This window comes from Acinetobacter sp. YH1901141 (assembly GCF_013416935.1).
Lineage (GTDB): Bacteria > Pseudomonadota > Gammaproteobacteria > Pseudomonadales > Moraxellaceae > Acinetobacter > Acinetobacter towneri.
Genome location: NZ_VPEY01000029.1, coordinates 1 through 24,646, shown reverse-complemented (window position 1 = coordinate 24,646; position 24,646 = coordinate 1). Strand labels below are relative to the sequence as shown.

Sequence of the window (24,646 nt, the reverse complement as noted above, 5' to 3'; positions counted from 1 at the left end):
TCAAACCTTTATGCAACAAAGCCAGAGAGAAGTAGAAAGTTTAGTTTTTTCATTGATAGAGGCATCGAAGAATTTTGAAAATTAAGTCTGGCTACAATTAACATAATACACGTTATACGAAATGCTTTTGAAATTGTGTTATAATTCAATTTGTTGATTGCAGTTTTATAGCCCACTCACCCTCGAATGGGCTTTTTTTATGATTTTTCACGTTCCACGCCTATTCTTTGACCAATGTTTCACGACTTTGATTAGCTCAGTTGAATAATGCCCTTAGCAATTCAGCCTTTAAAATCTGTTTCAGTTCGCAGAGCCTTAAAAATACGTTTCGCTGTTTCCTCACGAACCGATTTTGGATCTCGTAAAATATTCGAAATCCATACTGCAAATGCTTGATAATCCTTATTGCCTGCAAGGTCACTGATGCTGTGTACCTTTGATAAAATCGAGCTGTATGTACTGATTTGGCTATCAGACATTTTGCAGAACATATCGAGTGTGTGCGGATCTCGACCTGTTTCGATCACTTTCGGCTTTGGCTTCTCTTTCACAATAAACTTAAAACCAACCACAGACCGTCCTTGTTTAACGTTTTCATAAGTGAGTTCAATGTCTGTATTAGCTGTAATTTCATCTAATGAAGGCTTAATTACACGGTCTTTTAAATTACATAGCTTGTCGTAGGACTTTGGCAAACCTAACTCAGTTTTTATATGCTCTAAGGACATTTCAAATTGTCCCATAGCTTGATATTTTTTTGCTAAATGATATAGGTCGAACGAGTAGTCTTTTTTCAGACTGAGTACGATGTCTTTCTTGTACTTAGTGTATGGATTTAATTTGTCGAACTCTTTGAGCATCAAAAGAACTTCCTCTGGGAAGCATATGGATATTGAACCATTCTCATATATTGCTCTAATGACCCAGTTACAGTAGGTTTTTTTCTTATTATCACCATAGGAAAAATAACGTCTTAACAGGTTTTTACTCGCTTCTTCCATTTGCGAATACGCTGAGTTGGTTTTTATACCGCATTCTTTTGCAAAGCTCTCTGATGTTATGGTGATTGCATCTTTTTCAGTTGCATCAATTATCCGAGCTATAGGACTAGCAAGAATTAATAAGCGTTTTTCATCAATACTCATGCTTTTAAAGCACTCTTGAATCGTATTCTGCATAACAACCCAAGATACAGGGTATGTTTTTTTATAATCCATGAAACTACATTCCGCAAGAAGTAGTTTTTTATATCATATTGATTTATTTTTGCACACGATTTTTGTAGTTTTTAACATAAAACTACATTAAATATAGTGTAGTTTAGTTCATGCCATTTGTAGTTTCTAATCATGCCATTTGTAGTTTCTAATGTGCCAAAATCATGCCATTTGTAGTTTAGTTCATGCCATTTGTAGTTTTTTAAAGTCTGAAAGCCTTGCTATATGTGGTCTGGAAGGGTGTCTAAAAGTATTTAAAAGCTTTTTAAAAGAATAAAAGAGAATTAAAGGCAAAATCAAAGGCTATGGCACTCGCTTCGCTCGTGTCGTTTCAAAAGCAAAACCAAGAGCAAAAAGATTGATAATGCATTCGCTATGCTCATGCTTTTTTAAGATCAAAAGCCCCAAAGTTCGCACCCATTCGGGATGCTCTGTACTTACCGTTTTAGATTAAAAGGGAGTTTGTAATCAGGGAAAAGGCGTTGCTGAAATTTTTATGATGCTCAATCGCTCGTAGACACTCGCTTGGTTTAAACCTGTGAGGTTCAAAAAGAAAAAAACAAAGCGAACGGAGTGTGAGTGACATAAAGATAAATCGCTCATTCCCCCTCTGATTACTGTTTTGCTGAATTAGATTAAAAATCTAATTCAAAATCATTTTTAGGTTTTGGTTTATGCTCAGGTTCATAAGTTTGTTGAGAAGTATTCTGTCTAGGCAATGGATTTTTAATTTCGTAAATATCACTTTTAATAGTCTCAAAACTCTTTAAACACGCTTGATATGATTCTCTTTGCTGTTTCAAATGGTCGTTTTGAGGCTCTAAAATCTTCTCACATTTCAGATATTTCAGCATTTGATTGTCATTTTTGATCATTTTCTCAAATTTATCGTATTCCCATTCGTGGATATTTGAACGTGCACGGCTAATGTACGTTTCTAAATTTTTAGATTTTTTCTGTATGTAATCAATCAATTGTAGTGGGTTTTTATTGTTATAGGCCTCCTGTTGCTTGTCGCATAGTTCTTTGTGATAACCAACGTAATCGGGGTAATAACCGTCACTTCGCAAGTAACTGAAATTCGTAGCCGGTTTTGGCTTGAGTCGAATTTCCGCTACTGTGGTTTCTAGTCGTTCAAGTTGTTGATTAACGCTATTAATCTTTCTACAGTTTCCCCAAGCGTATTGATCTGCTTGCTTTGCGTCTCCAAATCTTCGTAAAAGTTGTTGGGTACTTTCAATTGCAAGATTTTCGAGAGTGCTTTCTCGATGTCCGCCTGCTGTGTGCCAATTGTCATTTGAATGGGTCTTAATTCTATCTTCACCAAGTCGCTGACAATGCTGTTTAAATCCAGTTGATTTAATGCTCTCGCTAATTGCGTTTGTAATTGGGTCTTCAAGTTTTCTTGAAATGCTTGCTGTAACTGCTCCGAAAAGTTGCCCTGCTCTAGCTTTGAAAGCTCTGCTTTCAGTGTCAAAATTAAGGCTTGCTGTGCTTCTTTCTCTGTATTCAGATTGCTGATTTTGCTCTTTAGACTCAGCTCGACTTCGCTGTAGTCGCTCAAAATGGTCTTTAATGAATCGATTTGTTGACTCAAAACCTTGTTTTGCTCGGCTAACAAGTTGTTTTGTTGCATCAATAAGCTGTTTTGCTCTGTCAAAAATTGGTCGATTTCGGTCTGCATGATCTAGTTCCGTATTTGTTTCAAGTAGTTGATCTGGTTTGTAATCACTTGTGAATTCTGTTGAATCATTTGCTCTTGTGCTTTGATTGTTTTTAAATTTGTATTGGCTTGATAGCCTAGATATAAAATTATTAAAAGAATCAGCAGTCCAAAAGCTATCATCCCCCATAGGATGTGTGTTGCTCTCTGGTTGCCCAATTTTTCCGTCAAAAGGCTCTGCAACTGACTCTCTATTGTCTCTCTCTGCCCCTCTATCGCTTGCTGTACTTGGTGTTGAATGCTGTTCTGCAGGAGCTTTTCGTCGATTCTGAGGCTCTGCAACTGCTTGTTGACTTGAGCCTGTAGAGCGTGAATTGAGGTTGAAAACGAATCTATGCTCGATTTCACTTTTGATATTTCCGATAGGTCTATATTCGCTAACTGCGTTTGCAGTGCGTCTATTTGCTCCGTATAGCTCGCTGTTAGCGATTTTATGGCTTTGGGTGATAGATTCCCTATTTCGGTCAAAATCGCTCTGAGATGCGATTTTATGGCCGATGTTGTCTGCTGTACTTCGTTTAAAAGTATAGTGCTGTTGGTGATAGGTCTCTCGCTTTGCTCGATAGTCATCTCGAACGTTTTCAGCGTTTCGGAGAGCTGTTGCAAGCTCTGCTGTAGTTGGTCGGCTTTCTGCTGCTGCTCTGAGATGCTCTGAATAAGCGTTAATTTCGAATTGTTCATGATAAAAGTCGCCTCTAAGTCGATGTCTTTTGCCACTTTTCAAAGTGGCAGTTAAGTATTCTTTACTTTGTTTGACCGATGCGATTCCTTCCAGTTGCTCAATACACTGGACAATATCTGCTCTGTTTTTTACTGTCAGAGTCCTTAAAAATGTTTGTACGTAGTTATCAACGAGCTTGCCAAACTGCTTTTTTGTAAGCGCCTCAAGATCTTGACCTGTAAAAATATTTTTAGCTTGAGCGTTGAGTTTTGCGACATAGTTTGGCTCTTGTGTCGTTTTCATCAAAAGCAGATCATCGGGGCGTGACCACTGGTACTTTGTGTTGAAGTAATCACGTAAAGAATCAAAATGCTTTTCATGGCCGGGTGGGGCAATATTGAGTGATTTACCGCTTTGAATATCTAGGCGTGGTGCTAGAACGTGGATATGCTTCGAGCCGTCATCGTCTGTGTGAAGCACGGCAAAAAGGTGGTACTGTGAGGGATCTAGTCCCGAAAAAGCATGCTTTTCAAACTCGTCTAAGACTTCTTTTATTTGTTCATCTGTCGGACTGTCTTCTTTTGACCATGCGATCACGCCACTGGTGTACTTCCACAAATGTGGACTTGAGTCACAGATGGCGTTAAATGTAGTCGCATCACCACGCAAAACATCAACACCTGCCCGAACATTGCCAAGATGATCGAACTTATCTAAAACATACGCTGAAGCGTGTGCGGCCGATCCTTTGCCGTGATTTAAAAATTTAATATGCACTTTCATCCTCCTCAGCAAGCTGTATCGAAGACAATTGCTTTTTAAGCCTTTCAGGGCTTTGTCTGCTGATTTTCGGAAGTGCAGGAAATACTTGTTCTAACTCGGTTTGAATGCCTTTTAAAACTGAAAAAATACTGAAAATATCTAATTTGCGTTGCTCTTGCGGATCAGCATTTTTGATGATGTTTAATGCTCTGGCTATTTGATTCAAGTTGTTACCGATTTTAGATAGCTCTAGCAGTAAATTCGGGTCGGTTTTTTGATAGCGTTTGACGACTTCAAGCACTGTTTTAACTTTGGTCCTCGGTTTTAATTCTTCTTCCGTGGGTTGTTTAACTGTGACGGCATCCTGCATAACTTCACGTTGAATCAGCGAGTGAATAAAATCAGTAAAAGTCGTACCCTCTTTTTCGAGATGCTTCTCCAGCTGCTCCAACTGTAGTTCGGTGAGTCTAAAAATTTTATTTTTACTTCGCATGTCCTCATCCTATTCACAGGTTTTTGCTTTTGTTTTTAAGTCAACGAAGTTGACTTGCCCATCTGTGATGGGCCTGGGGTCTTAGGGGATTCCCCTAACAAGTCCCTGTATATAGAAAATTCGAAGAAATTTTGTATATACAGGTAGGCTTGCTTATCTTATTCTTCTCTCTAATCGTATTCTACTATATCGTCAAATATTTGCATAAAAAGATCAAAAAAAGGTTTATCAGGCAATAACAGTTATAAATATAATGTAAATTTCGTATATGAGATTTTATGTTAAATAAGACTATTAAGATCAGTTATAATTATCCAATAAGTGATTAAAAATAATAAGGTAATTTATGTCTACATGGGTGTGGGTACTTATTTATTTGGCAGTTAGCTTAATGTTCAAATGGATTATTTCATGGGGTGGAGCTGATTATATTAAAGGCTGGAAGAGTATCTTTTTCTTAGATATGGAATCAAGCTCATGGAATGAAGAACAGCTTAGAGCTATGGCTTTGTTTCTATGGATAGCATTTACCATTCTTTTTATTATAGGTTTAATTTACCCCGAATTTAGATTCTATAAGCTTAAAAATAGTTTGTAAAAAACGGAGCTTAAGCTCCGTTTTTATGGGTGATTTTTTAAATCATTCAGCATTGCATCACGTAAAATCTTATTCATACGTGTCTGATAGCCTTTGCCTTGTGCTTTTAGCCATTGCATGACATCTGCATCAATGCGTACTGTAGTCACTTGTTTAGTTGGCTTATAAAACGGATTTTGGACAGCATTTTTCCAAAAGCTTTCATCAAGTTCAGGAATGTCGGAAAAGTCTATTTCACTGTCTGCGCGTTTAGCCAGAGCTTCAAGTCTTGCCTTTTGTTCTTCAGACAAAACAGGAGGTTTATTCAAATCTACTTTGTACGTAACGGTTTTGCTCATACTGTTTCCTCTCTTTTTTCTCTGCCTGTCGTGCCGAAATAATGCGGATATGATCCATCCCATTATGGTCTTGTACTGTGTGGGCCACCAATAAAACAGCTTGCCCATGTACCATACCTATCGCTTGCCAACGATATTCACCATTTTCAAAGCGATCCTGTTTATATAAGGCATGAGCATCGTAAAAAACCAATGTCGCATCTTCAAAAGCTATACCATGCTTTTTAAGGTTTATTTCTGCTTTATGCTCATCCCATGAAAACTCAATTTCCATAGTTGCATCGCTTTTTGTTAATATAAAAATGTTAATACAAAATTGTAACTTTTGCAAAGTTCTTCCATTTTTTATTGGCAAAAGCTTACAGAATCGAACATAAAAAAGCCGACTTGTTTCAAAGTCGGCTTTTTACGGATTTTAGGGTTGAGTGTGAAATTTTAAGTCATTGATTTTTATATTAATATACAAGTGTATTGCGTATAACCACCATTATGTTAAATGTATAACTTTATAAAGTGTTAATTTTAAAGTCTTCCAATGTTTTGCCTTTTTCTTCTAATAAATTATGAACAAACTCAGGCTCTAATTTCAGCATCAGTTCAATAGCATCATGGATTTTCCAAAATTGTAATTCAGGATGATCTATTATTTGGATTAAATGGTTTTTAATTAAAGGAATATATTCATCGTATTTTTCATCATCAATTAACCAAAATAAGCGACTAATATCAAATGGTTCTGTATTAGATATTTCTATAATCTTTTGTATAGGATGAAATATTTTTATTCTAGCCTGTTCACCAAATCCTAGATCAGCTTGGAATGCCCAATAACGAACAAAAGCTCTAAGTACATGCTGAAGTGTATCATCATAACCATGTAAACGATGATCTATATAACCAACTAATTTATTTTCATTTAATAAATTTACTAATGCATCAAAACCAGAGGATTGTCCCCAATTAGTCAGAAGTTTTGCTGCCTCAAATACAATATTTTCATCAGAAGAATTTAATAAATTTATGACTTGTTCTATACGATCTTCAGGAATATCTTCTGGATCTAAATCTGTTGCATCACATGCGTAATCTGCATGAGTAGGAACGTCATGCAGTAATACAGAAATTTCTTTATTCATTAAGCCACTCATTAATAATTATCTTAAGATTTTCTAAAATTAACATAATACACGTTATACGAAATGCTTTTGAAATTGTGTTATAATTCAATTTGTTGATTGCAGTTTTATAGCCCACTCACCCTCGAATGGGCTTTTTTTATGATTTTTCACGTTCCACGCCTATTCTTTGACCAATGTTTCACGACTTTGATTAGCTCAGTTGAATAATGCCCTTAGCAATTCAGCCTTTAAAATCTGTTTCAGTTCGCAGAGCCTTAAAAATACGTTTCGCTGTTTCCTCACGAACCGATTTTGGATCTCGTAAAATATTCGAAATCCATACTGCAAATGCTTGATAATCCTTATTGCCTGCAAGGTCACTGATGCTGTGTACCTTTGATAAAATCGAGCTGTATGTACTGATTTGGCTATCAGACATTTTGCAGAACATATCGAGTGTGTGCGGATCTCGACCTGTTTCGATCACTTTCGGCTTTGGCTTCTCTTTCACAATAAACTTAAAACCAACCACAGACCGTCCTTGTTTAACGTTTTCATAAGTGAGTTCAATGTCTGTATTAGCTGTAATTTCATCTAATGAAGGCTTAATTACACGGTCTTTTAAATTACATAGCTTGTCGTAGGACTTTGGCAAACCTAACTCAGTTTTTATATGCTCTAAGGACATTTCAAATTGTCCCATAGCTTGATATTTTTTTGCTAAATGATATAGGTCGAACGAGTAGTCTTTTTTCAGACTGAGTACGATGTCTTTCTTGTACTTAGTGTATGGATTTAATTTGTCGAACTCTTTGAGCATCAAAAGAACTTCCTCTGGGAAGCATATGGATATTGAACCATTCTCATATATTGCTCTAATGACCCAGTTACAGTAGGTTTTTTTCTTATTATCACCATAGGAAAAATAACGTCTTAACAGGTTTTTACTCGCTTCTTCCATTTGCGAATACGCTGAGTTGGTTTTTATACCGCATTCTTTTGCAAAGCTCTCTGATGTTATGGTGATTGCATCTTTTTCAGTTGCATCAATTATCCGAGCTATAGGACTAGCAAGAATTAATAAGCGTTTTTCATCAATACTCATGCTTTTAAAGCACTCTTGAATCGTATTCTGCATAACAACCCAAGATACAGGGTATGTTTTTTTATAATCCATGAAACTACATTCCGCAAGAAGTAGTTTTTTATATCATATTGATTTATTTTTGCACACGATTTTTGTAGTTTTTAACATAAAACTACATTAAATATAGTGTAGTTTAGTTCATGCCATTTGTAGTTTCTAATCATGCCATTTGTAGTTTCTAATGTGCCAAAATCATGCCATTTGTAGTTTAGTTCATGCCATTTGTAGTTTTTTAAAGTCTGAAAGCCTTGCTATATGTGGTCTGGAAGGGTGTCTAAAAGTATTTAAAAGCTTTTTAAAAGAATAAAAGAGAATTAAAGGCAAAATCAAAGGCTATGGCACTCGCTTCGCTCGTGTCGTTTCAAAAGCAAAACCAAGAGCAAAAAGATTGATAATGCATTCGCTATGCTCATGCTTTTTTAAGATCAAAAGCCCCAAAGTTCGCACCCATTCGGGATGCTCTGTACTTACCGTTTTAGATTAAAAGGGAGTTTGTAATCAGGGAAAAGGCGTTGCTGAAATTTTTATGATGCTCAATCGCTCGTAGACACTCGCTTGGTTTAAACCTGTGAGGTTCAAAAAGAAAAAAACAAAGCGAACGGAGTGTGAGTGACATAAAGATAAATCGCTCATTCCCCCTCTGATTACTGTTTTGCTGAATTAGATTAAAAATCTAATTCAAAATCATTTTTAGGTTTTGGTTTATGCTCAGGTTCATAAGTTTGTTGAGAAGTATTCTGTCTAGGCAATGGATTTTTAATTTCGTAAATATCACTTTTAATAGTCTCAAAACTCTTTAAACACGCTTGATATGATTCTCTTTGCTGTTTCAAATGGTCGTTTTGAGGCTCTAAAATCTTCTCACATTTCAGATATTTCAGCATTTGATTGTCATTTTTGATCATTTTCTCAAATTTATCGTATTCCCATTCGTGGATATTTGAACGTGCACGGCTAATGTACGTTTCTAAATTTTTAGATTTTTTCTGTATGTAATCAATCAATTGTAGTGGGTTTTTATTGTTATAGGCCTCCTGTTGCTTGTCGCATAGTTCTTTGTGATAACCAACGTAATCGGGGTAATAACCGTCACTTCGCAAGTAACTGAAATTCGTAGCCGGTTTTGGCTTGAGTCGAATTTCCGCTACTGTGGTTTCTAGTCGTTCAAGTTGTTGATTAACGCTATTAATCTTTCTACAGTTTCCCCAAGCGTATTGATCTGCTTGCTTTGCGTCTCCAAATCTTCGTAAAAGTTGTTGGGTACTTTCAATTGCAAGATTTTCGAGAGTGCTTTCTCGATGTCCGCCTGCTGTGTGCCAATTGTCATTTGAATGGGTCTTAATTCTATCTTCACCAAGTCGCTGACAATGCTGTTTAAATCCAGTTGATTTAATGCTCTCGCTAATTGCGTTTGTAATTGGGTCTTCAAGTTTTCTTGAAATGCTTGCTGTAACTGCTCCGAAAAGTTGCCCTGCTCTAGCTTTGAAAGCTCTGCTTTCAGTGTCAAAATTAAGGCTTGCTGTGCTTCTTTCTCTGTATTCAGATTGCTGATTTTGCTCTTTAGACTCAGCTCGACTTCGCTGTAGTCGCTCAAAATGGTCTTTAATGAATCGATTTGTTGACTCAAAACCTTGTTTTGCTCGGCTAACAAGTTGTTTTGTTGCATCAATAAGCTGTTTTGCTCTGTCAAAAATTGGTCGATTTCGGTCTGCATGATCTAGTTCCGTATTTGTTTCAAGTAGTTGATCTGGTTTGTAATCACTTGTGAATTCTGTTGAATCATTTGCTCTTGTGCTTTGATTGTTTTTAAATTTGTATTGGCTTGATAGCCTAGATATAAAATTATTAAAAGAATCAGCAGTCCAAAAGCTATCATCCCCCATAGGATGTGTGTTGCTCTCTGGTTGCCCAATTTTTCCGTCAAAAGGCTCTGCAACTGACTCTCTATTGTCTCTCTCTGCCCCTCTATCGCTTGCTGTACTTGGTGTTGAATGCTGTTCTGCAGGAGCTTTTCGTCGATTCTGAGGCTCTGCAACTGCTTGTTGACTTGAGCCTGTAGAGCGTGAATTGAGGTTGAAAACGAATCTATGCTCGATTTCACTTTTGATATTTCCGATAGGTCTATATTCGCTAACTGCGTTTGCAGTGCGTCTATTTGCTCCGTATAGCTCGCTGTTAGCGATTTTATGGCTTTGGGTGATAGATTCCCTATTTCGGTCAAAATCGCTCTGAGATGCGATTTTATGGCCGATGTTGTCTGCTGTACTTCGTTTAAAAGTATAGTGCTGTTGGTGATAGGTCTCTCGCTTTGCTCGATAGTCATCTCGAACGTTTTCAGCGTTTCGGAGAGCTGTTGCAAGCTCTGCTGTAGTTGGTCGGCTTTCTGCTGCTGCTCTGAGATGCTCTGAATAAGCGTTAATTTCGAATTGTTCATGATAAAAGTCGCCTCTAAGTCGATGTCTTTTGCCACTTTTCAAAGTGGCAGTTAAGTATTCTTTACTTTGTTTGACCGATGCGATTCCTTCCAGTTGCTCAATACACTGGACAATATCTGCTCTGTTTTTTACTGTCAGAGTCCTTAAAAATGTTTGTACGTAGTTATCAACGAGCTTGCCAAACTGCTTTTTTGTAAGCGCCTCAAGATCTTGACCTGTAAAAATATTTTTAGCTTGAGCGTTGAGTTTTGCGACATAGTTTGGCTCTTGTGTCGTTTTCATCAAAAGCAGATCATCGGGGCGTGACCACTGGTACTTTGTGTTGAAGTAATCACGTAAAGAATCAAAATGCTTTTCATGGCCGGGTGGGGCAATATTGAGTGATTTACCGCTTTGAATATCTAGGCGTGGTGCTAGAACGTGGATATGCTTCGAGCCGTCATCGTCTGTGTGAAGCACGGCAAAAAGGTGGTACTGTGAGGGATCTAGTCCCGAAAAAGCATGCTTTTCAAACTCGTCTAAGACTTCTTTTATTTGTTCATCTGTCGGACTGTCTTCTTTTGACCATGCGATCACGCCACTGGTGTACTTCCACAAATGTGGACTTGAGTCACAGATGGCGTTAAATGTAGTCGCATCACCACGCAAAACATCAACACCTGCCCGAACATTGCCAAGATGATCGAACTTATCTAAAACATACGCTGAAGCGTGTGCGGCCGATCCTTTGCCGTGATTTAAAAATTTAATATGCACTTTCATCCTCCTCAGCAAGCTGTATCGAAGACAATTGCTTTTTAAGCCTTTCAGGGCTTTGTCTGCTGATTTTCGGAAGTGCAGGAAATACTTGTTCTAACTCGGTTTGAATGCCTTTTAAAACTGAAAAAATACTGAAAATATCTAATTTGCGTTGCTCTTGCGGATCAGCATTTTTGATGATGTTTAATGCTCTGGCTATTTGATTCAAGTTGTTACCGATTTTAGATAGCTCTAGCAGTAAATTCGGGTCGGTTTTTTGATAGCGTTTGACGACTTCAAGCACTGTTTTAACTTTGGTCCTCGGTTTTAATTCTTCTTCCGTGGGTTGTTTAACTGTGACGGCATCCTGCATAACTTCACGTTGAATCAGCGAGTGAATAAAATCAGTAAAAGTCGTACCCTCTTTTTCGAGATGCTTCTCCAGCTGCTCCAACTGTAGTTCGGTGAGTCTAAAAATTTTATTTTTACTTCGCATGTCCTCATCCTATTCACAGGTTTTTGCTTTTGTTTTTAAGTCAACGAAGTTGACTTGCCCATCTGTGATGGGCCTGGGGTCTTAGGGGATTCCCCTAACAAGTCCCTGTATATAGAAAATTCGAAGAAATTTTGTATATACAGGTAGGCTTGCTTATCTTATTCTTCTCTCTAATCGTATTCTACTATATCGTCAAATATTTGCATAAAAAGATCAAAAAAAGGTTTATCAGGCAATAACAGTTATAAATATAATGTAAATTTCGTATATGAGATTTTATGTTAAATAAGACTATTAAGATCAGTTATAATTATCCAATAAGTGATTAAAAATAATAAGGTAATTTATGTCTACATGGGTGTGGGTACTTATTTATTTGGCAGTTAGCTTAATGTTCAAATGGATTATTTCATGGGGTGGAGCTGATTATATTAAAGGCTGGAAGAGTATCTTTTTCTTAGATATGGAATCAAGCTCATGGAATGAAGAACAGCTTAGAGCTATGGCTTTGTTTCTATGGATAGCATTTACCATTCTTTTTATTATAGGTTTAATTTACCCCGAATTTAGATTCTATAAGCTTAAAAATAGTTTGTAAAAAACGGAGCTTAAGCTCCGTTTTTATGGGTGATTTTTTAAATCATTCAGCATTGCATCACGTAAAATCTTATTCATACGTGTCTGATAGCCTTTGCCTTGTGCTTTTAGCCATTGCATGACATCTGCATCAATGCGTACTGTAGTCACTTGTTTAGTTGGCTTATAAAACGGATTTTGGACAGCATTTTTCCAAAAGCTTTCATCAAGTTCAGGAATGTCGGAAAAGTCTATTTCACTGTCTGCGCGTTTAGCCAGAGCTTCAAGTCTTGCCTTTTGTTCTTCAGACAAAACAGGAGGTTTATTCAAATCTACTTTGTACGTAACGGTTTTGCTCATACTGTTTCCTCTCTTTTTTCTCTGCCTGTCGTGCCGAAATAATGCGGATATGATCCATCCCATTATGGTCTTGTACTGTGTGGGCCACCAATAAAACAGCTTGCCCATGTACCATACCTATCGCTTGCCAACGATATTCACCATTTTCAAAGCGATCCTGTTTATATAAGGCATGAGCATCGTAAAAAACCAATGTCGCATCTTCAAAAGCTATACCATGCTTTTTAAGGTTTATTTCTGCTTTATGCTCATCCCATGAAAACTCAATTTCCATAGTTGCATCGCTTTTTGTTAATATAAAAATGTTAATACAAAATTGTAACTTTTGCAAAGTTCTTCCATTTTTTATTGGCAAAAGCTTACAGAATCGAACATAAAAAAGCCGACTTGTTTCAAAGTCGGCTTTTTACGGATTTTAGGGTTGAGTGTGAAATTTTAAGTCATTGATTTTTATATTAATATACAAGTGTATTGCGTATAACCACCATTATGTTAAATGTATAACTTTATAAAGTGTTAATTTTAAAGTCTTCCAATGTTTTGCCTTTTTCTTCTAATAAATTATGAACAAACTCAGGCTCTAATTTCAGCATCAGTTCAATAGCATCATGGATTTTCCAAAATTGTAATTCAGGATGATCTATTATTTGGATTAAATGGTTTTTAATTAAAGGAATATATTCATCGTATTTTTCATCATCAATTAACCAAAATAAGCGACTAATATCAAATGGTTCTGTATTAGATATTTCTATAATCTTTTGTATAGGATGAAATATTTTTATTCTAGCCTGTTCACCAAATCCTAGATCAGCTTGGAATGCCCAATAACGAACAAAAGCTCTAAGTACATGCTGAAGTGTATCATCATAACCATGTAAACGATGATCTATATAACCAACTAATTTATTTTCATTTAATAAATTTACTAATGCATCAAAACCAGAGGATTGTCCCCAATTAGTCAGAAGTTTTGCTGCCTCAAATACAATATTTTCATCAGAAGAATTTAATAAATTTATGACTTGTTCTATACGATCTTCAGGAATATCTTCTGGATCTAAATCTGTTGCATCACATGCGTAATCTGCATGAGTAGGAACGTCATGCAGTAATACAGAAATTTCTTTATTCATTAAGCCACTCATTAATAATTATCTTAAGATTTTCTAAAATTAACATAATACACGTTATACGAAATGCTTGATATTTCTCTTTAAATATCAGTATATTAAAGTAAGACGCTCTGGACATTATGGCACCAGAGCGGCTTTTTATTGATTATTCATGTTCCACGCTTACTTATTGAGCAAAGTTCCACGGCTTTGATAAGCCCAAGTGAATAATCAAGAAGCCTGGTCTTTTTCTTTTTGGCGTTCATTCAGCTCTTTTTTCAGCTCCTTTTTATCCTGGTACGATGCAATCAGCATGATCGGGATCAGCAGCGGGGCCACAATAATTCCTAGGGCAATGTCTTTCAGTTTCGGCATGATCTCTCTCTCCCTTAGTCATTATCAAAGACAGCATTCAGCACACGGCCAAATAAGCCACGTTTTTTAGGTTGTGGCACTGCCACATTTTGCAACGTGGCATGCTGTAGCGTTTGGGTGTGGTATGCTGTAGTTTCTTGTTGTGGCACTGCCACATTTTCTACAATATTTAATTCATTATTCTTTTTATTATCATCGTCTTGTTGTGTTGTCGCATGCTGTGGCATATCAGTGTCGCATGCCGTAGCATCTTGTTGTGGCGCTGCCGTGGCGGGTGCAACAGTTTTTAACTCAATAAGCGTCTGCATACGGTCGATTTGCTGCATTAAACGCTCTTCACGTTCTTGGTATTTTTTAACTTCATTTTCTAAATGAATAATGAGTTTTTTTGTAGATTCATCGCTATCTGATGTAGATGATTCAATTTGTTGAGATGTTTGTTCAGGCTCCCCAAAGCATCTAATCACTTCCGAAAGGTCAAATTGACCATCACTAGAGCGTGATAAACGCCCATTACGTACAGCTCTGTAAATGGTTGACCTATCAATATGAAATTTTTTAGATACTTCACTTAGCGATAACTTAGCCATTTACTGTGTCCTTTTTATTTGATGGCATGTATCCCACTTTTTTTAGGTATGGGGCTAGTTCTTTGATTTTTTCAGAGTCTTGTAGCATCTCAGCAATACGAACAGCAAATTGAGGATAGCTTTCAGTTCCTTGTGAATAGCGACCCATTTCAGGGAGTTCTGAAAGTTTGTTTGCAAACATATGCCGTTGAGCATCGGTCATCTTTGAAAAAAGGTCTAAGGTATTCGGATCTCTTTCTATTGATGGATTATCCTTTTTCTTCTGTTTAAACGTAAAAGAAAAACCTGAAATTGATCGACCTTTTTTATGCTGTTCATATTTTACAGTTATATCCGTATGCTCATTTATCTGTTTAATTGAAAGCTCTAAAACACGCTCTTTTAAATGAGCCATCCGTAAATATTCATTATCAAGAACGCCTAACTTCTTTCTAAATTCTTGTAGTTCTATGGTTGGGGTTTTACCAGCGCTTCGCCACTGAATTAGAAGTTCATATAAGCGAATGGCATAAGCGCTACTAAGACTACTAACTTGCTGTAATTCATATTTAGTAAATTGCTCTTCCAGTCTGGTTATGAAGGGAACAACAGCAGGTGCAAATATTAAGTCTACAGTTGCTTCATTGTCGTTATAAGCAATCTGAGATACCCAACGACTCATAACATTTCGGATATTCCCATTAGCTTTTTTCTCTTGATAGCTAAATTGACGCGCGAATAAATCCTTACAAGCATCTTTTAAGGCTTGATAAGCTGTATTACGGTGCACACCAAACTGATTGATATAACTATCTGCATGAACTTCTAATGGATCATTTGCATTAATCCCTTTCCCACTTTCCCTTGCTTCAACAATAGCCAATAAAATTAAACGTTGTTCTACTAAGTCTAAGTTATAGCTTGCGTTGATTAAGGCATTGTCTTTTACAACTAAATCTCTCATAGCCACTATTTTTTTATTGTGTATAAGTACACGTTAATATTATTTGTGTACTATTGCAAGGTAAACGTAGACATATTGCAAGGTAAACGTAGACATATTGCAAGGTAAACGTGGACATATTGCAAGGTAAACGTGGACATATAAGAGCTGAAACCCTTTATTCATAAGGTTTTCGAGCCATCTAAAAGTATTTAAAAACTTTAAAATAATTAAAAGCCCAGGCAAGGAAAAATTGCCCTTGGTTTTCGCTACGCTCAAACTCTATTGAATCTCGCTTTCGCTCGATTCGTCGGGGCAATTTTTTGGCTCATCTCGTTGTGACTTCAATAAAAAGCAAAAGCACAATGAATTCGCTTCGCTCATAGAGCTTTTTTACTCGCTGCGCTCGATCTAGACTCAATTTTCTGCATGTAATTTACGCTTATTTAGGCTTCACAGCCTAAAAAGCTGTTTTTCAGAGGGTCTAAGCGCGAATTTCAGCGATTTCACTCGTAGACACTCGTTCTGTACCTTCCTATGTGAATTTGAGCTTAAATCTCAAATGAGTGCATTTAAAAGCTAAGTTTTATAGTAATTAGATAAAATCTTTACCTTTTGTATGAGGGTCATAAGAAAAAGCAGGTTTTTTAGTCTTCAATTTTTCTGTATTTCTTTCTGCATTCGTCATTTTCATTTTTTCATTAGAAGTAGGGACCATATCCTGGGACTCTAATTTTTCTATTTTATGTAGATGTACCTTTTTTTCACTCATTCCCATTTTATTCAAATTTCGTAAAACTGAACTGTAAGAAATATTGTTTTCTAGCTCAGGTAAATCTGCATGGATTTCCTTAATTGTATAACCAGCTTCTAGCCGTTTTTCTATTTCTGGTAATACAGAGATGATGAATTTTTTAGCGCCATGTCTGGTGACCATAATGACTTCCTCTTTCTTTAATTTATGCAATTATGTGCAACTATATGCAATTAAGAGCTTTTATACGATTTTATATGAAATTATCTGCAACTATAAGCTTTTAAATAGTTTTTATTCATTTTGATGTGCAATTATATGCGTTTATGTGCAATTGAACTTTCAGTGATATTGGCAAGATGTGTAATGTTGACCAACATGCAAGCATTATCGGCCCACCATTACTCCCCTTATTCGCTTTTCAAGCTCAACGTGGAATCTTGTCCTACGGAGTTTCTGGCATAGCCAAAATTGATACGCCAAAAGATCATCAAAAAAGGTGTAATTTAAAAAAAAGGTGTATAGGTTTGAGCCTTATATAGTGGCGTTAGCCAGCCGTCCCCCCTGGTCTGTTCAATGACAGCTTATGTGTCGCAATCTCTTTCCTGGGCCATAGAACACTTCAGATCCTCAGCAGCAGCGGTTTCTAAAAAAAGTGTATGGTCTGATGCCTTGTATAGTGGCGTTAGCCAGCCGCACTTCGTATAAGAGATTTTATGTTAAATGTAATTGTTTTTAAGATATAGAAATGGCTTTGTTGCACAAAGATTTCATAACTATATGATTTTAGAAGTTTTGATTATTTTTTGATCCAAAATTAAATTTATTTAAATCAGATGCTTACATATTTATGCAACAAAGCCGCTAACATATATAGAGAATATAATGGGAAAGAGTCATTAGAACTTAATAAATCTAATGCAGTTGCTGCAGGGCTAATTAGTGGTGGAGCTAAAAAATTAGAAGGACTTGGGATTAAAAGTTGGCAACCTGTAGTTATTGGCTCTTCTGCTAGTATTAATGCTGTTACGTCTGGTAATAACCCGTATAAGGATGTAAATAAAAGGATTGAATCTGATAAATCACAAAAGGATAAGACAAAGTGAATAGTATTTTATTTGAAAAGACTAACTACTATAACACTCAAAATAAAAGACGTGAGTTTGATGGTAATATAATTTTATATATAAGTCTTAGCGTATTATCTTTTGTATTGGGGTTTTTTGTAATTAAATACCTAAGAGTAGATGAGTTTTCTTTTAATGAAAAATCGTTTGATTATATGCTTCAATTAGTAGTCGCACTATATTTTATGTTATATATTCCAATAGCTTATTGGTTTAAGATTTTTTTATACTCTAAATCTATAATAACAATAAAATATAGAGACGACTGCCTAGAAATTCAAACTTTTTTCTTACATAGAAAAATAGAAAACTTTGAACTTTTTTTAGGAGCTGAAATGTATGCTCAAAATATAAATTTTTTATGGTTTAGGGGCAATAAATATTTAGAGCATGAAGAGCCTCTTTTTGTCAATAGTGGTGAAAATTATACGATTCACGATATAGACCGGAACAAATATTATCTAATTACTTTGGCAAAAAAAGAAAGTGAAATTTAATTTTCTCTAAAATTAACCATGAATGGCTTTGTTGCACAAACCTAGCATCAAAAGCTTATTCAGCAATATAATTTCAAAATGAATAAGCCTGCCTCTAAAATCTACCGTACAACCAATTGGTCATCCTATAACCGAGCCTTAATTAACCGAGGTAATATTTCCATTTGGTTTGATCCAAAGACTCAGTGGTATGCACAATCACAAGGCAAGCAAGGTCGAAATCAAACCTACTCCGATACAGCGATTCAATGCTGCTTAATGATCAAATTACTATTCCGACTCTCTTTACGTATGGTCACAGGTTTTGTTCAAAGTCTGATTAAACTCTCTGGATTAGATTGGACAGCTCCGGATTATTCCACCCTTTGTCGTAGACAAAAGCATATTGATATTGCGATTAGCTATCAAAAAAGTAGTGATGGACTGCATCTACTCGTAGACTCTACTGGTTTGAAGTTTCTTGGTGAAGGTGAATGGAAACGCAAGAAACATGGGGCTGAATATCGTCGCCAATGGCGTAAGCTTCACATTGCTATAGATGCTAAAACCCTGCAAATACGTGCAGTACAACTCACCACAAATAATGTCAGTGATTCTCAAGTACTCGAAGATTTACTTGCTCAAATTCCCTTGGATGAACCAATTGATTCTGTTTATACAGATGGTGCTTATGACACAAAGCACTGCCGACAAGTCATTTTAGATCGAGATGCACATGCGATCATTCCACCTAGAAAGAATGCAAAGCCTTGGAAGGATCAGCAAGCGAGGTCTATAGAGCGGAACGAATTATTAAAGACAGTCAAACGGCTAGGCAGATCGCTTTGGAAAAAGTGGTCTGGTTATCACCGTCGAAGTTTGGTTGAAACCAAGATGCATTGCATCAAATTATTAGGCGATAAATTAACAGCGCGGAGTTTTCCAAGTCAGGTGAATGAGATCCATGCACGCATGGCAGTCTTGAATAAATTCACAGAATTAGGTCGCCCTCATACCCAAGTTGTCTCTTAAATTTGAGTAGCTTAAGGGAACTCAGCCTTTCAAACCTTTATGCAACAAAGCCAGAGAGAAGTAGAAAGTTTAGTTTTTTCATTGATAGAGGCATCGAAGAATTTTGAAAATTAAGTCTGGCTACAATTAACATAATACACGTTATACGAAATGCTTGATATTTCTCTTTAAATATCAGTATATTAAAGTAAGACGCTCTGGACATTATGGCACCAGAGCGGCTTTTTATTGATTATTCATGTTCCACGCTTACTTATTGAGCAAAGTTCCACGGCTTTGATAAGCCCAAGTGAATAATCAAGAAGCCTGGTCTTTTTCTTTTTGGCGTTCATTCAGCTCTTTTTTCAGCTCCTTTTTATCCTGGTACGATGCAATCAGCATGATCGGGATCAGCAGCGGGGCCACAATAATTCCTAGGGCAATGTCTTTCAGTTTCGGCATGATCTCTCTCTCCCTTAGTCATTATCAAAGACAGCATTCAGCACACGGCCAAATAAGCCACGTTTTTTAGGTTGTGGCACTGCCACATTTTGCAACGTGGCATGCTGTAGCGTTTGGGTGTGGTATGCTGTAGTTTCTTGTTGTGGCACTGCCACATTTTCTACAATATTTAATTCATTATTCTTTTTATTATCATCGTCTTGTTGTGTTGTCGCATGCTGTGGCATATCAGTGTCGCATGCCGTAGCATCTTGTTGTGGCGCTGCCGTGGCGGGTGCAACAGTTTTTAACTCAATAAGCGTCTGCATACGGTCGATTTGCTGCATTAAACGCTCTTCACGTTCTTGGTATTTTTTAACTTCATTTTCTAAATGAATAATGAGTTTTTTTGTAGATTCATCGCTATCTGATGTAGATGATTCAATTTGTTGAGATGTTTGTTCAGGCTCCCCAAAGCATCTAATCACTTCCGAAAGGTCAAATTGACCATCACTAGAGCGTGATAAACGCCCATTACGTACAGCTCTGTAAATGGTTGACCTATCAATATGAAATTTTTTAGATACTTCACTTAGCGATAACTTAGCCATTTACTGTGTCCTTTTTATTTGATGGCATGTATCCCACTTTTTTTAGGTATGGGGCTAGTTCTTTGATTTTTTCAGAGTCTTGTAGCATCTCAGCAATACGAACAGCAAATTGAGGATAGCTTTCAGTTCCTTGTGAATAGCGACCCATTTCAGGGAGTTCTGAAAGTTTGTTTGCAAACATATGCCGTTGAGCATCGGTCATCTTTGAAAAAAGGTCTAAGGTATTCGGATCTCTTTCTATTGATGGATTATCCTTTTTCTTCTGTTTAAACGTAAAAGAAAAACCTGAAATTGATCGACCTTTTTTATGCTGTTCATATTTTACAGTTATATCCGTATGCTCATTTATCTGTTTAATTGAAAGCTCTAAAACACGCTCTTTTAAATGAGCCATCCGTAAATATTCATTATCAAGAACGCCTAACTTCTTTCTAAATTCTTGTAGTTCTATGGTTGGGGTTTTACCAGCGCTTCGCCACTGAATTAGAAGTTCATATAAGCGAATGGCATAAGCGCTACTAAGACTACTAACTTGCTGTAATTCATATTTAGTAAATTGCTCTTCCAGTCTGGTTATGAAGGGAACAACAGCAGGTGCAAATATTAAGTCTACAGTTGCTTCATTGTCGTTATAAGCAATCTGAGATACCCAACGACTCATAACATTTCGGATATTCCCATTAGCTTTTTTCTCTTGATAGCTAAATTGACGCGCGAATAAATCCTTACAAGCATCTTTTAAGGCTTGATAAGCTGTATTACGGTGCACACCAAACTGATTGATATAACTATCTGCATGAACTTCTAATGGATCATTTGCATTAATCCCTTTCCCACTTTCCCTTGCTTCAACAATAGCCAATAAAATTAAACGTTGTTCTACTAAGTCTAAGTTATAGCTTGCGTTGATTAAGGCATTGTCTTTTACAACTAAATCTCTCATAGCCACTATTTTTTTATTGTGTATAAGTACACGTTAATATTATTTGTGTACTATTGCAAGGTAAACGTAGACATATTGCAAGGTAAACGTAGACATATTGCAAGGTAAACGTGGACATATTGCAAGGTAAACGTGGACATATAAGAGCTGAAACCCTTTATTCATAAGGTTTTCGAGCCATCTAAAAGTATTTAAAAACTTTAAAATAATTAAAAGCCCAGGCAAGGAAAAATTGCCCTTGGTTTTCGCTACGCTCAAACTCTATTGAATCTCGCTTTCGCTCGATTCGTCGGGGCAATTTTTTGGCTCATCTCGTTGTGACTTCAATAAAAAGCAAAAGCACAATGAATTCGCTTCGCTCATAGAGCTTTTTTACTCGCTGCGCTCGATCTAGACTCAATTTTCTGCATGTAATTTACGCTTATTTAGGCTTCACAGCCTAAAAAGCTGTTTTTCAGAGGGTCTAAGCGCGAATTTCAGCGATTTCACTCGTAGACACTCGTTCTGTACCTTCCTATGTGAATTTGAGCTTAAATCTCAAATGAGTGCATTTAAAAGCTAAGTTTTATAGTAATTAGATAAAATCTTTACCTTTTGTATGAGGGTCATAAGAAAAAGCAGGTTTTTTAGTCTTCAATTTTTCTGTATTTCTTTCTGCATTCGTCATTTTCATTTTTTCATTAGAAGTAGGGACCATATCCTGGGACTCTAATTTTTCTATTTTATGTAGATGTACCTTTTTTTCACTCATTCCCATTTTATTCAAATTTCGTAAAACTGAACTGTAAGAAATATTGTTTTCTAGCTCAGGTAAATCTGCATGGATTTCCTTAATTGTATAACCAGCTTCTAGCCGTTTTTCTATTTCTGGTAATACAGAGATGATGAATTTTTTAGCGCCATGTCTGGTGACCATAATGACTTCCTCTTTCTTTAATTTATGCAATTATGTGCAACTATATGCAATTAAGAGCTTTTATACGATTTTATATGAAATTATCTGCAACTATAAGCTTTTAAATAGTTTTTATTCATTTTGATGTGCAATTATATGCGTTTATGTGCAATTGAACTTTCAGTGATATTGGCAAGATGTGTAATGTTGACCAACATGCAAGCATTATCGGCCCACCATTACTCCCCTTATTCGCTTTTCAAGCTCAACGTGGAATCTTGTCCTACGGAGTTTCTGGCATAGCCAAAATTGATACGCCAAAAGATCATCAAAAAAGGTGTAATTTAAAAAAAAGGTGTATAGGTTTGAGCCTTATATAGTGGCGTTAGCCAGCCGTCCCCCCTGGTCTGTTCAATGACAGCTTATGTGTCGCAATCTCTTTCCTGGGCCATAGAACACTTCAGATCCTCAGCAGCAGCGGTTTCTAAAAAAAGTGTATGGTCTGATGCCTTGTATAGTGGCGTTAGCCAGCCGCACTTCGTATAAGAGATTTTATGTTAAATGTAATTGTTTTTAAGATATAGAAATGGCTTTGTTGCACAAAGATTTCATAACTATATGATTTTAGAAGTTTTGATTATTTTTTGATCCAAAATTAAATTTATTTAAATCAGATGCTTACATATTTATGCAACAAAGCCGCTAACATATATAGAGAATATAATGGGAAAGAGTCATTAGAACTTAATAAATCTAATGCAGTTGCTGCAGGGCTAATTAGTGGTGGAGCTAAAAAATTAGAAGGACTTGGGATTAAAAGTTGGCAACCTGTAGTTATTGGCTCTTCTGCTAGTATTAATGCTGTTACGTCTGGTAATAACCCGTATAAGGATGTAAATAAAAGGATTGAATCTGATAAATCACAAAAGGATAAGACAAAGTGAATAGTATTTTATTTGAAAAGACTAACTACTATAACACTCAAAATAAAAGACGTGAGTTTGATGGTAATATAATTTTATATATAAGTCTTAGCGTATTATCTTTTGTATTGGGGTTTTTTGTAATTAAATACCTAAGAGTAGATGAGTTTTCTTTTAATGAAAAATCGTTTGATTATATGCTTCAATTAGTAGTCGCACTATATTTTATGTTATATATTCCAATAGCTTATTGGTTTAAGATTTTTTTATACTCTAAATCTATAATAACAATAAAATATAGAGACGACTGCCTAGAAATTCAAACTTTTTTCTTACATAGAAAAATAGAAAACTTTGAACTTTTTTTAGGAGCTGAAATGTATGCTCAAAATATAAATTTTTTATGGTTTAGGGGCAATAAATATTTAGAGCATGAAGAGCCTCTTTTTGTCAATAGTGGTGAAAATTATACGATTCACGATATAGACCGGAACAAATATTATCTAATTACTTTGGCAAAAAAAGAAAGTGAAATTTAATTTTCTCTAAAATTAACCATGAATGGCTTTGTTGCACAAACCTAGCATCAAAAGCTTATTCAGCAATATAATTTCAAAATGAATAAGCCTGCCTCTAAAATCTACCGTACAACCAATTGGTCATCCTATAACCGAGCCTTAATTAACCGAGGTAATATTTCCATTTGGTTTGATCCAAAGACTCAGTGGTATGCACAATCACAAGGCAAGCAAGGTCGAAATCAAACCTACTCCGATACAGCGATTCAATGCTGCTTAATGATCAAATTACTATTCCGACTCTCTTTACGTATGGTCACAGGTTTTGTTCAAAGTCTGATTAAACTCTCTGGATTAGATTGGACAGCTCCGGATTATTCCACCCTTTGTCGTAGACAAAAGCATATTGATATTGCGATTAGCTATCAAAAAAGTAGTGATGGACTGCATCTACTCGTAGACTCTACTGGTTTGAAGTTTCTTGGTGAAGGTGAATGGAAACGCAAGAAACATGGGGCTGAATATCGTCGCCAATGGCGTAAGCTTCACATTGCTATAGATGCTAAAACCCTGCAAATACGTGCAGTACAACTCACCACAAATAATGTCAGTGATTCTCAAGTACTCGAAGATTTACTTGCTCAAATTCCCTTGGATGAACCAATTGATTCTGTTTATACAGATGGTGCTTATGACACAAAGCACTGCCGACAAGTCATTTTAGATCGAGATGCACATGCGATCATTCCACCTAGAAAGAATGCAAAGCCTTGGAAGGATCAGCAAGCGAGGTCTATAGAGCGGAACGAATTATTAAAGACAGTCAAACGGCTAGGCAGATCGCTTTGGAAAAAGTGGTCTGGTTATCACCGTCGAAGTTTGGTTGAAACCAAGATGCATTGCATCAAATTATTAGGCGATAAATTAACAGCGCGGAGTTTTCCAAGTCAGGTGAATGAGATCCATGCACGCATGGCAGTCTTGAATAAATTCACAGAATTAGGTCGCCCTCATACCCAAGTTGTCTCTTAAATTTGAGTAGCTTAAGGGAACTCAGCCTTTCAAACCTTTATGCAACAAAGCCAGAGAGAAGTAGAAAGTTTAGTTTTTTCATTGATAGAGGCATCGAAGAATTTTGAAAATTAAGTCTGGCTACAATTAACATAATACACGTTATACGAAATGCTTTTGAAATTGTGTTATAATTCAATTTGTTGATTGCAGTTTTATAGCCCACTCACCCTCGAATGGGCTTTTTTTATGATTTTTCACGTTCCACGCCT

Annotated in this window: 28 protein-coding genes; 8 read left to right on the top strand and 20 right to left on the bottom strand. The window is 36.3% G+C overall.

All coding sequences use genetic code 11. The features are described from left to right. Nucleotides 1-281: 281 nt before the first annotated feature. The 3 genes from FTV52_RS12665 to mobC (FTV52_RS12655) form a co-directional block, all read right to left on the bottom strand. Nucleotides 282-1,217: a replication initiation protein gene (locus FTV52_RS12665; protein WP_179990935.1), complete on the bottom strand. Its 936-nt coding sequence runs from the start codon at nt 1,215-1,217 to the stop codon at nt 282-284. Nucleotides 1,218-1,852: 635 nt separating this feature from the next. Further along, the gene (locus FTV52_RS12660; RefSeq protein WP_218948141.1) at nt 1,853-4,384 is read right to left on the bottom strand and encodes a relaxase/mobilization nuclease domain-containing protein; all 2,532 of its coding nucleotides are present in this window, start codon (nt 4,382-4,384) and stop codon (nt 1,853-1,855) included. Then, nucleotides 4,368-4,856 (bottom strand): plasmid mobilization relaxosome protein MobC, encoded by a 489-nt coding sequence (gene mobC / locus FTV52_RS12655; RefSeq protein WP_179990933.1) that lies wholly within the window; start codon nt 4,854-4,856, stop codon nt 4,368-4,370. The genes FTV52_RS12660 and mobC (FTV52_RS12655) overlap by 17 nt, the downstream gene beginning before the upstream one ends. Before the next feature lie 346 nt (nt 4,857-5,202). Between mobC (FTV52_RS12655) and FTV52_RS12650 the strand changes: the two genes are divergently transcribed. After that, nucleotides 5,203-5,454, top strand: a complete 252-nt coding sequence (locus tag FTV52_RS12650) for a hypothetical protein (protein WP_004969151.1) — start codon at nt 5,203-5,205, stop codon at nt 5,452-5,454. A gap of 23 nt (nt 5,455-5,477) precedes the next feature. On the opposite strand, the gene FTV52_RS12645 is transcribed toward FTV52_RS12650, so the two are convergent. The 6 genes from FTV52_RS12645 to mobC (FTV52_RS12620) all read right to left on the bottom strand — a co-directional run bounded on the left by FTV52_RS12645 (nt 5,478) and on the right by mobC (FTV52_RS12620) (nt 11,726). Then, the gene (locus FTV52_RS12645) at nt 5,478-5,792 is read right to left on the bottom strand and encodes a BrnA antitoxin family protein (protein WP_096902543.1); all 315 of its coding nucleotides are present in this window, start codon (nt 5,790-5,792) and stop codon (nt 5,478-5,480) included. Beyond that, nucleotides 5,755-6,066: a BrnT family toxin gene (locus tag FTV52_RS12640; protein ID WP_096902542.1), complete on the bottom strand. Its 312-nt coding sequence runs from the start codon at nt 6,064-6,066 to the stop codon at nt 5,755-5,757. The genes FTV52_RS12645 and FTV52_RS12640 overlap by 38 nt, the downstream gene beginning before the upstream one ends. A gap of 232 nt (nt 6,067-6,298) precedes the next feature. After that, nucleotides 6,299-6,928 (bottom strand): hypothetical protein, encoded by a 630-nt coding sequence (locus FTV52_RS12635; RefSeq protein WP_078194520.1) that lies wholly within the window; start codon nt 6,926-6,928, stop codon nt 6,299-6,301. 223 nt (nt 6,929-7,151) lie between these two features. After that, the gene (locus FTV52_RS12630; RefSeq protein ID WP_179990935.1) at nt 7,152-8,087 is read right to left on the bottom strand and encodes a replication initiation protein; all 936 of its coding nucleotides are present in this window, start codon (nt 8,085-8,087) and stop codon (nt 7,152-7,154) included. A 635-nt stretch (nt 8,088-8,722) separates the two neighbouring features. Then, the gene (locus tag FTV52_RS12625; RefSeq protein WP_218948141.1) at nt 8,723-11,254 is read right to left on the bottom strand and encodes a relaxase/mobilization nuclease domain-containing protein; all 2,532 of its coding nucleotides are present in this window, start codon (nt 11,252-11,254) and stop codon (nt 8,723-8,725) included. Next, nucleotides 11,238-11,726, bottom strand: coding sequence for a plasmid mobilization relaxosome protein MobC (gene mobC / locus FTV52_RS12620; RefSeq protein ID WP_179990933.1), 489 nt, complete (start codon nt 11,724-11,726; stop codon nt 11,238-11,240). Before mobC (FTV52_RS12620) ends, FTV52_RS12625 begins: the two co-directional genes overlap by 17 nt. Before the next feature lie 346 nt (nt 11,727-12,072). On the opposite strand from mobC (FTV52_RS12620), the gene FTV52_RS12615 reads away from it, so the two are divergent. Continuing rightward, on the top strand, nt 12,073-12,324 hold the full coding sequence (locus tag FTV52_RS12615; protein ID WP_004969151.1) for a hypothetical protein: 252 nt from the start codon (nt 12,073-12,075) through the stop codon (nt 12,322-12,324). Nucleotides 12,325-12,347: 23 nt separating this feature from the next. Here the strand turns inward: FTV52_RS12615 and FTV52_RS12610 are convergent, their stop codons facing one another. From FTV52_RS12610 to FTV52_RS12580, 7 genes are all read right to left on the bottom strand, one after another. After that, nucleotides 12,348-12,662, bottom strand: a complete 315-nt coding sequence (locus tag FTV52_RS12610) for a BrnA antitoxin family protein (RefSeq protein ID WP_096902543.1) — start codon at nt 12,660-12,662, stop codon at nt 12,348-12,350. Next, nucleotides 12,625-12,936, bottom strand: coding sequence for a BrnT family toxin (locus FTV52_RS12605; RefSeq protein WP_096902542.1), 312 nt, complete (start codon nt 12,934-12,936; stop codon nt 12,625-12,627). Before FTV52_RS12605 ends, FTV52_RS12610 begins: the two co-directional genes overlap by 38 nt. Nucleotides 12,937-13,168: 232 nt before the next feature. Beyond that, nucleotides 13,169-13,798 carry a hypothetical protein gene (locus tag FTV52_RS12600; RefSeq protein ID WP_078194520.1) on the bottom strand — a complete coding sequence of 210 codons (630 nt, stop codon included), beginning with the start codon at nt 13,796-13,798 and terminating at the stop codon, nt 13,169-13,171. Between the two features lie 210 nt (nt 13,799-14,008). Then, entirely contained in the window at nt 14,009-14,152 is a 144-nt protein-coding gene (locus FTV52_RS12595; protein WP_179990932.1) for a hypothetical protein, read from the bottom strand. A 14-nt stretch (nt 14,153-14,166) separates the two neighbouring features. Then, nucleotides 14,167-14,742 (bottom strand): plasmid replication DNA-binding protein, encoded by a 576-nt coding sequence (locus FTV52_RS12590; protein WP_161418839.1) that lies wholly within the window; start codon nt 14,740-14,742, stop codon nt 14,167-14,169. Beyond that, nucleotides 14,735-15,685 carry a replication initiation protein RepM gene (gene repM, locus FTV52_RS12585; protein WP_100355835.1) on the bottom strand — a complete coding sequence of 317 codons (951 nt, stop codon included), beginning with the start codon at nt 15,683-15,685 and terminating at the stop codon, nt 14,735-14,737. Before repM (FTV52_RS12585) ends, FTV52_RS12590 begins: the two co-directional genes overlap by 8 nt. 574 nt (nt 15,686-16,259) lie before the next feature. Next, entirely contained in the window at nt 16,260-16,601 is a 342-nt protein-coding gene (locus tag FTV52_RS12580) for a hypothetical protein (protein WP_025467002.1), read from the bottom strand. A gap of 653 nt (nt 16,602-17,254) precedes the next feature. Here FTV52_RS12580 and FTV52_RS12575 point away from each other — a divergent pair. From FTV52_RS12575 to FTV52_RS12565, 3 genes are all read left to right on the top strand, one after another. After that, nucleotides 17,255-17,524 carry a hypothetical protein gene (locus FTV52_RS12575; protein WP_257221751.1) on the top strand — a complete coding sequence of 90 codons (270 nt, stop codon included), beginning with the start codon at nt 17,255-17,257 and terminating at the stop codon, nt 17,522-17,524. Continuing rightward, on the top strand, nt 17,521-18,042 hold the full coding sequence (locus FTV52_RS12570) for a hypothetical protein (RefSeq protein WP_004681077.1): 522 nt from the start codon (nt 17,521-17,523) through the stop codon (nt 18,040-18,042). The genes FTV52_RS12575 and FTV52_RS12570 overlap by 4 nt, the downstream gene beginning before the upstream one ends. A gap of 78 nt (nt 18,043-18,120) precedes the next feature. Then, nucleotides 18,121-19,053, top strand: a complete 933-nt coding sequence (locus FTV52_RS12565; protein WP_005103080.1) for an IS5 family transposase — start codon at nt 18,121-18,123, stop codon at nt 19,051-19,053. A gap of 297 nt (nt 19,054-19,350) precedes the next feature. On the opposite strand, the gene FTV52_RS12560 is transcribed toward FTV52_RS12565, so the two are convergent. The 4 genes from FTV52_RS12560 to FTV52_RS12545 form a co-directional block, all read right to left on the bottom strand. After that, nucleotides 19,351-19,494, bottom strand: a complete 144-nt coding sequence (locus FTV52_RS12560; protein ID WP_179990932.1) for a hypothetical protein — start codon at nt 19,492-19,494, stop codon at nt 19,351-19,353. Nucleotides 19,495-19,508: 14 nt separating this feature from the next. Beyond that, a complete protein-coding gene (locus FTV52_RS12555) occupies nt 19,509-20,084 on the bottom strand; it encodes a plasmid replication DNA-binding protein (protein WP_161418839.1) in 576 nt (191 codons plus the stop codon). Further along, complete coding sequence (gene repM, locus FTV52_RS12550) at nt 20,077-21,027, bottom strand: replication initiation protein RepM (protein ID WP_100355835.1); 951 nt, start codon at nt 21,025-21,027, stop codon at nt 20,077-20,079. The genes FTV52_RS12555 and repM (FTV52_RS12550) overlap by 8 nt, the downstream gene beginning before the upstream one ends. A gap of 574 nt (nt 21,028-21,601) precedes the next feature. Continuing rightward, nucleotides 21,602-21,943 carry a hypothetical protein gene (locus tag FTV52_RS12545; protein WP_025467002.1) on the bottom strand — a complete coding sequence of 114 codons (342 nt, stop codon included), beginning with the start codon at nt 21,941-21,943 and terminating at the stop codon, nt 21,602-21,604. A 653-nt stretch (nt 21,944-22,596) separates the two neighbouring features. Between FTV52_RS12545 and FTV52_RS12540 the strand changes: the two genes are divergently transcribed. The 3 genes from FTV52_RS12540 (at nt 22,597) to FTV52_RS12530 (ending at nt 24,395) form a co-directional block, all read left to right on the top strand. Beyond that, nucleotides 22,597-22,866 carry a hypothetical protein gene (locus tag FTV52_RS12540; RefSeq protein ID WP_257221751.1) on the top strand — a complete coding sequence of 90 codons (270 nt, stop codon included), beginning with the start codon at nt 22,597-22,599 and terminating at the stop codon, nt 22,864-22,866. Next, the gene (locus FTV52_RS12535) at nt 22,863-23,384 is read left to right on the top strand and encodes a hypothetical protein (protein WP_004681077.1); all 522 of its coding nucleotides are present in this window, start codon (nt 22,863-22,865) and stop codon (nt 23,382-23,384) included. Before FTV52_RS12540 ends, FTV52_RS12535 begins: the two co-directional genes overlap by 4 nt. A gap of 78 nt (nt 23,385-23,462) precedes the next feature. Then, complete coding sequence (locus FTV52_RS12530; RefSeq protein WP_005103080.1) at nt 23,463-24,395, top strand: IS5 family transposase; 933 nt, start codon at nt 23,463-23,465, stop codon at nt 24,393-24,395. Nucleotides 24,396-24,646: the final 251 nt, after the last annotated feature.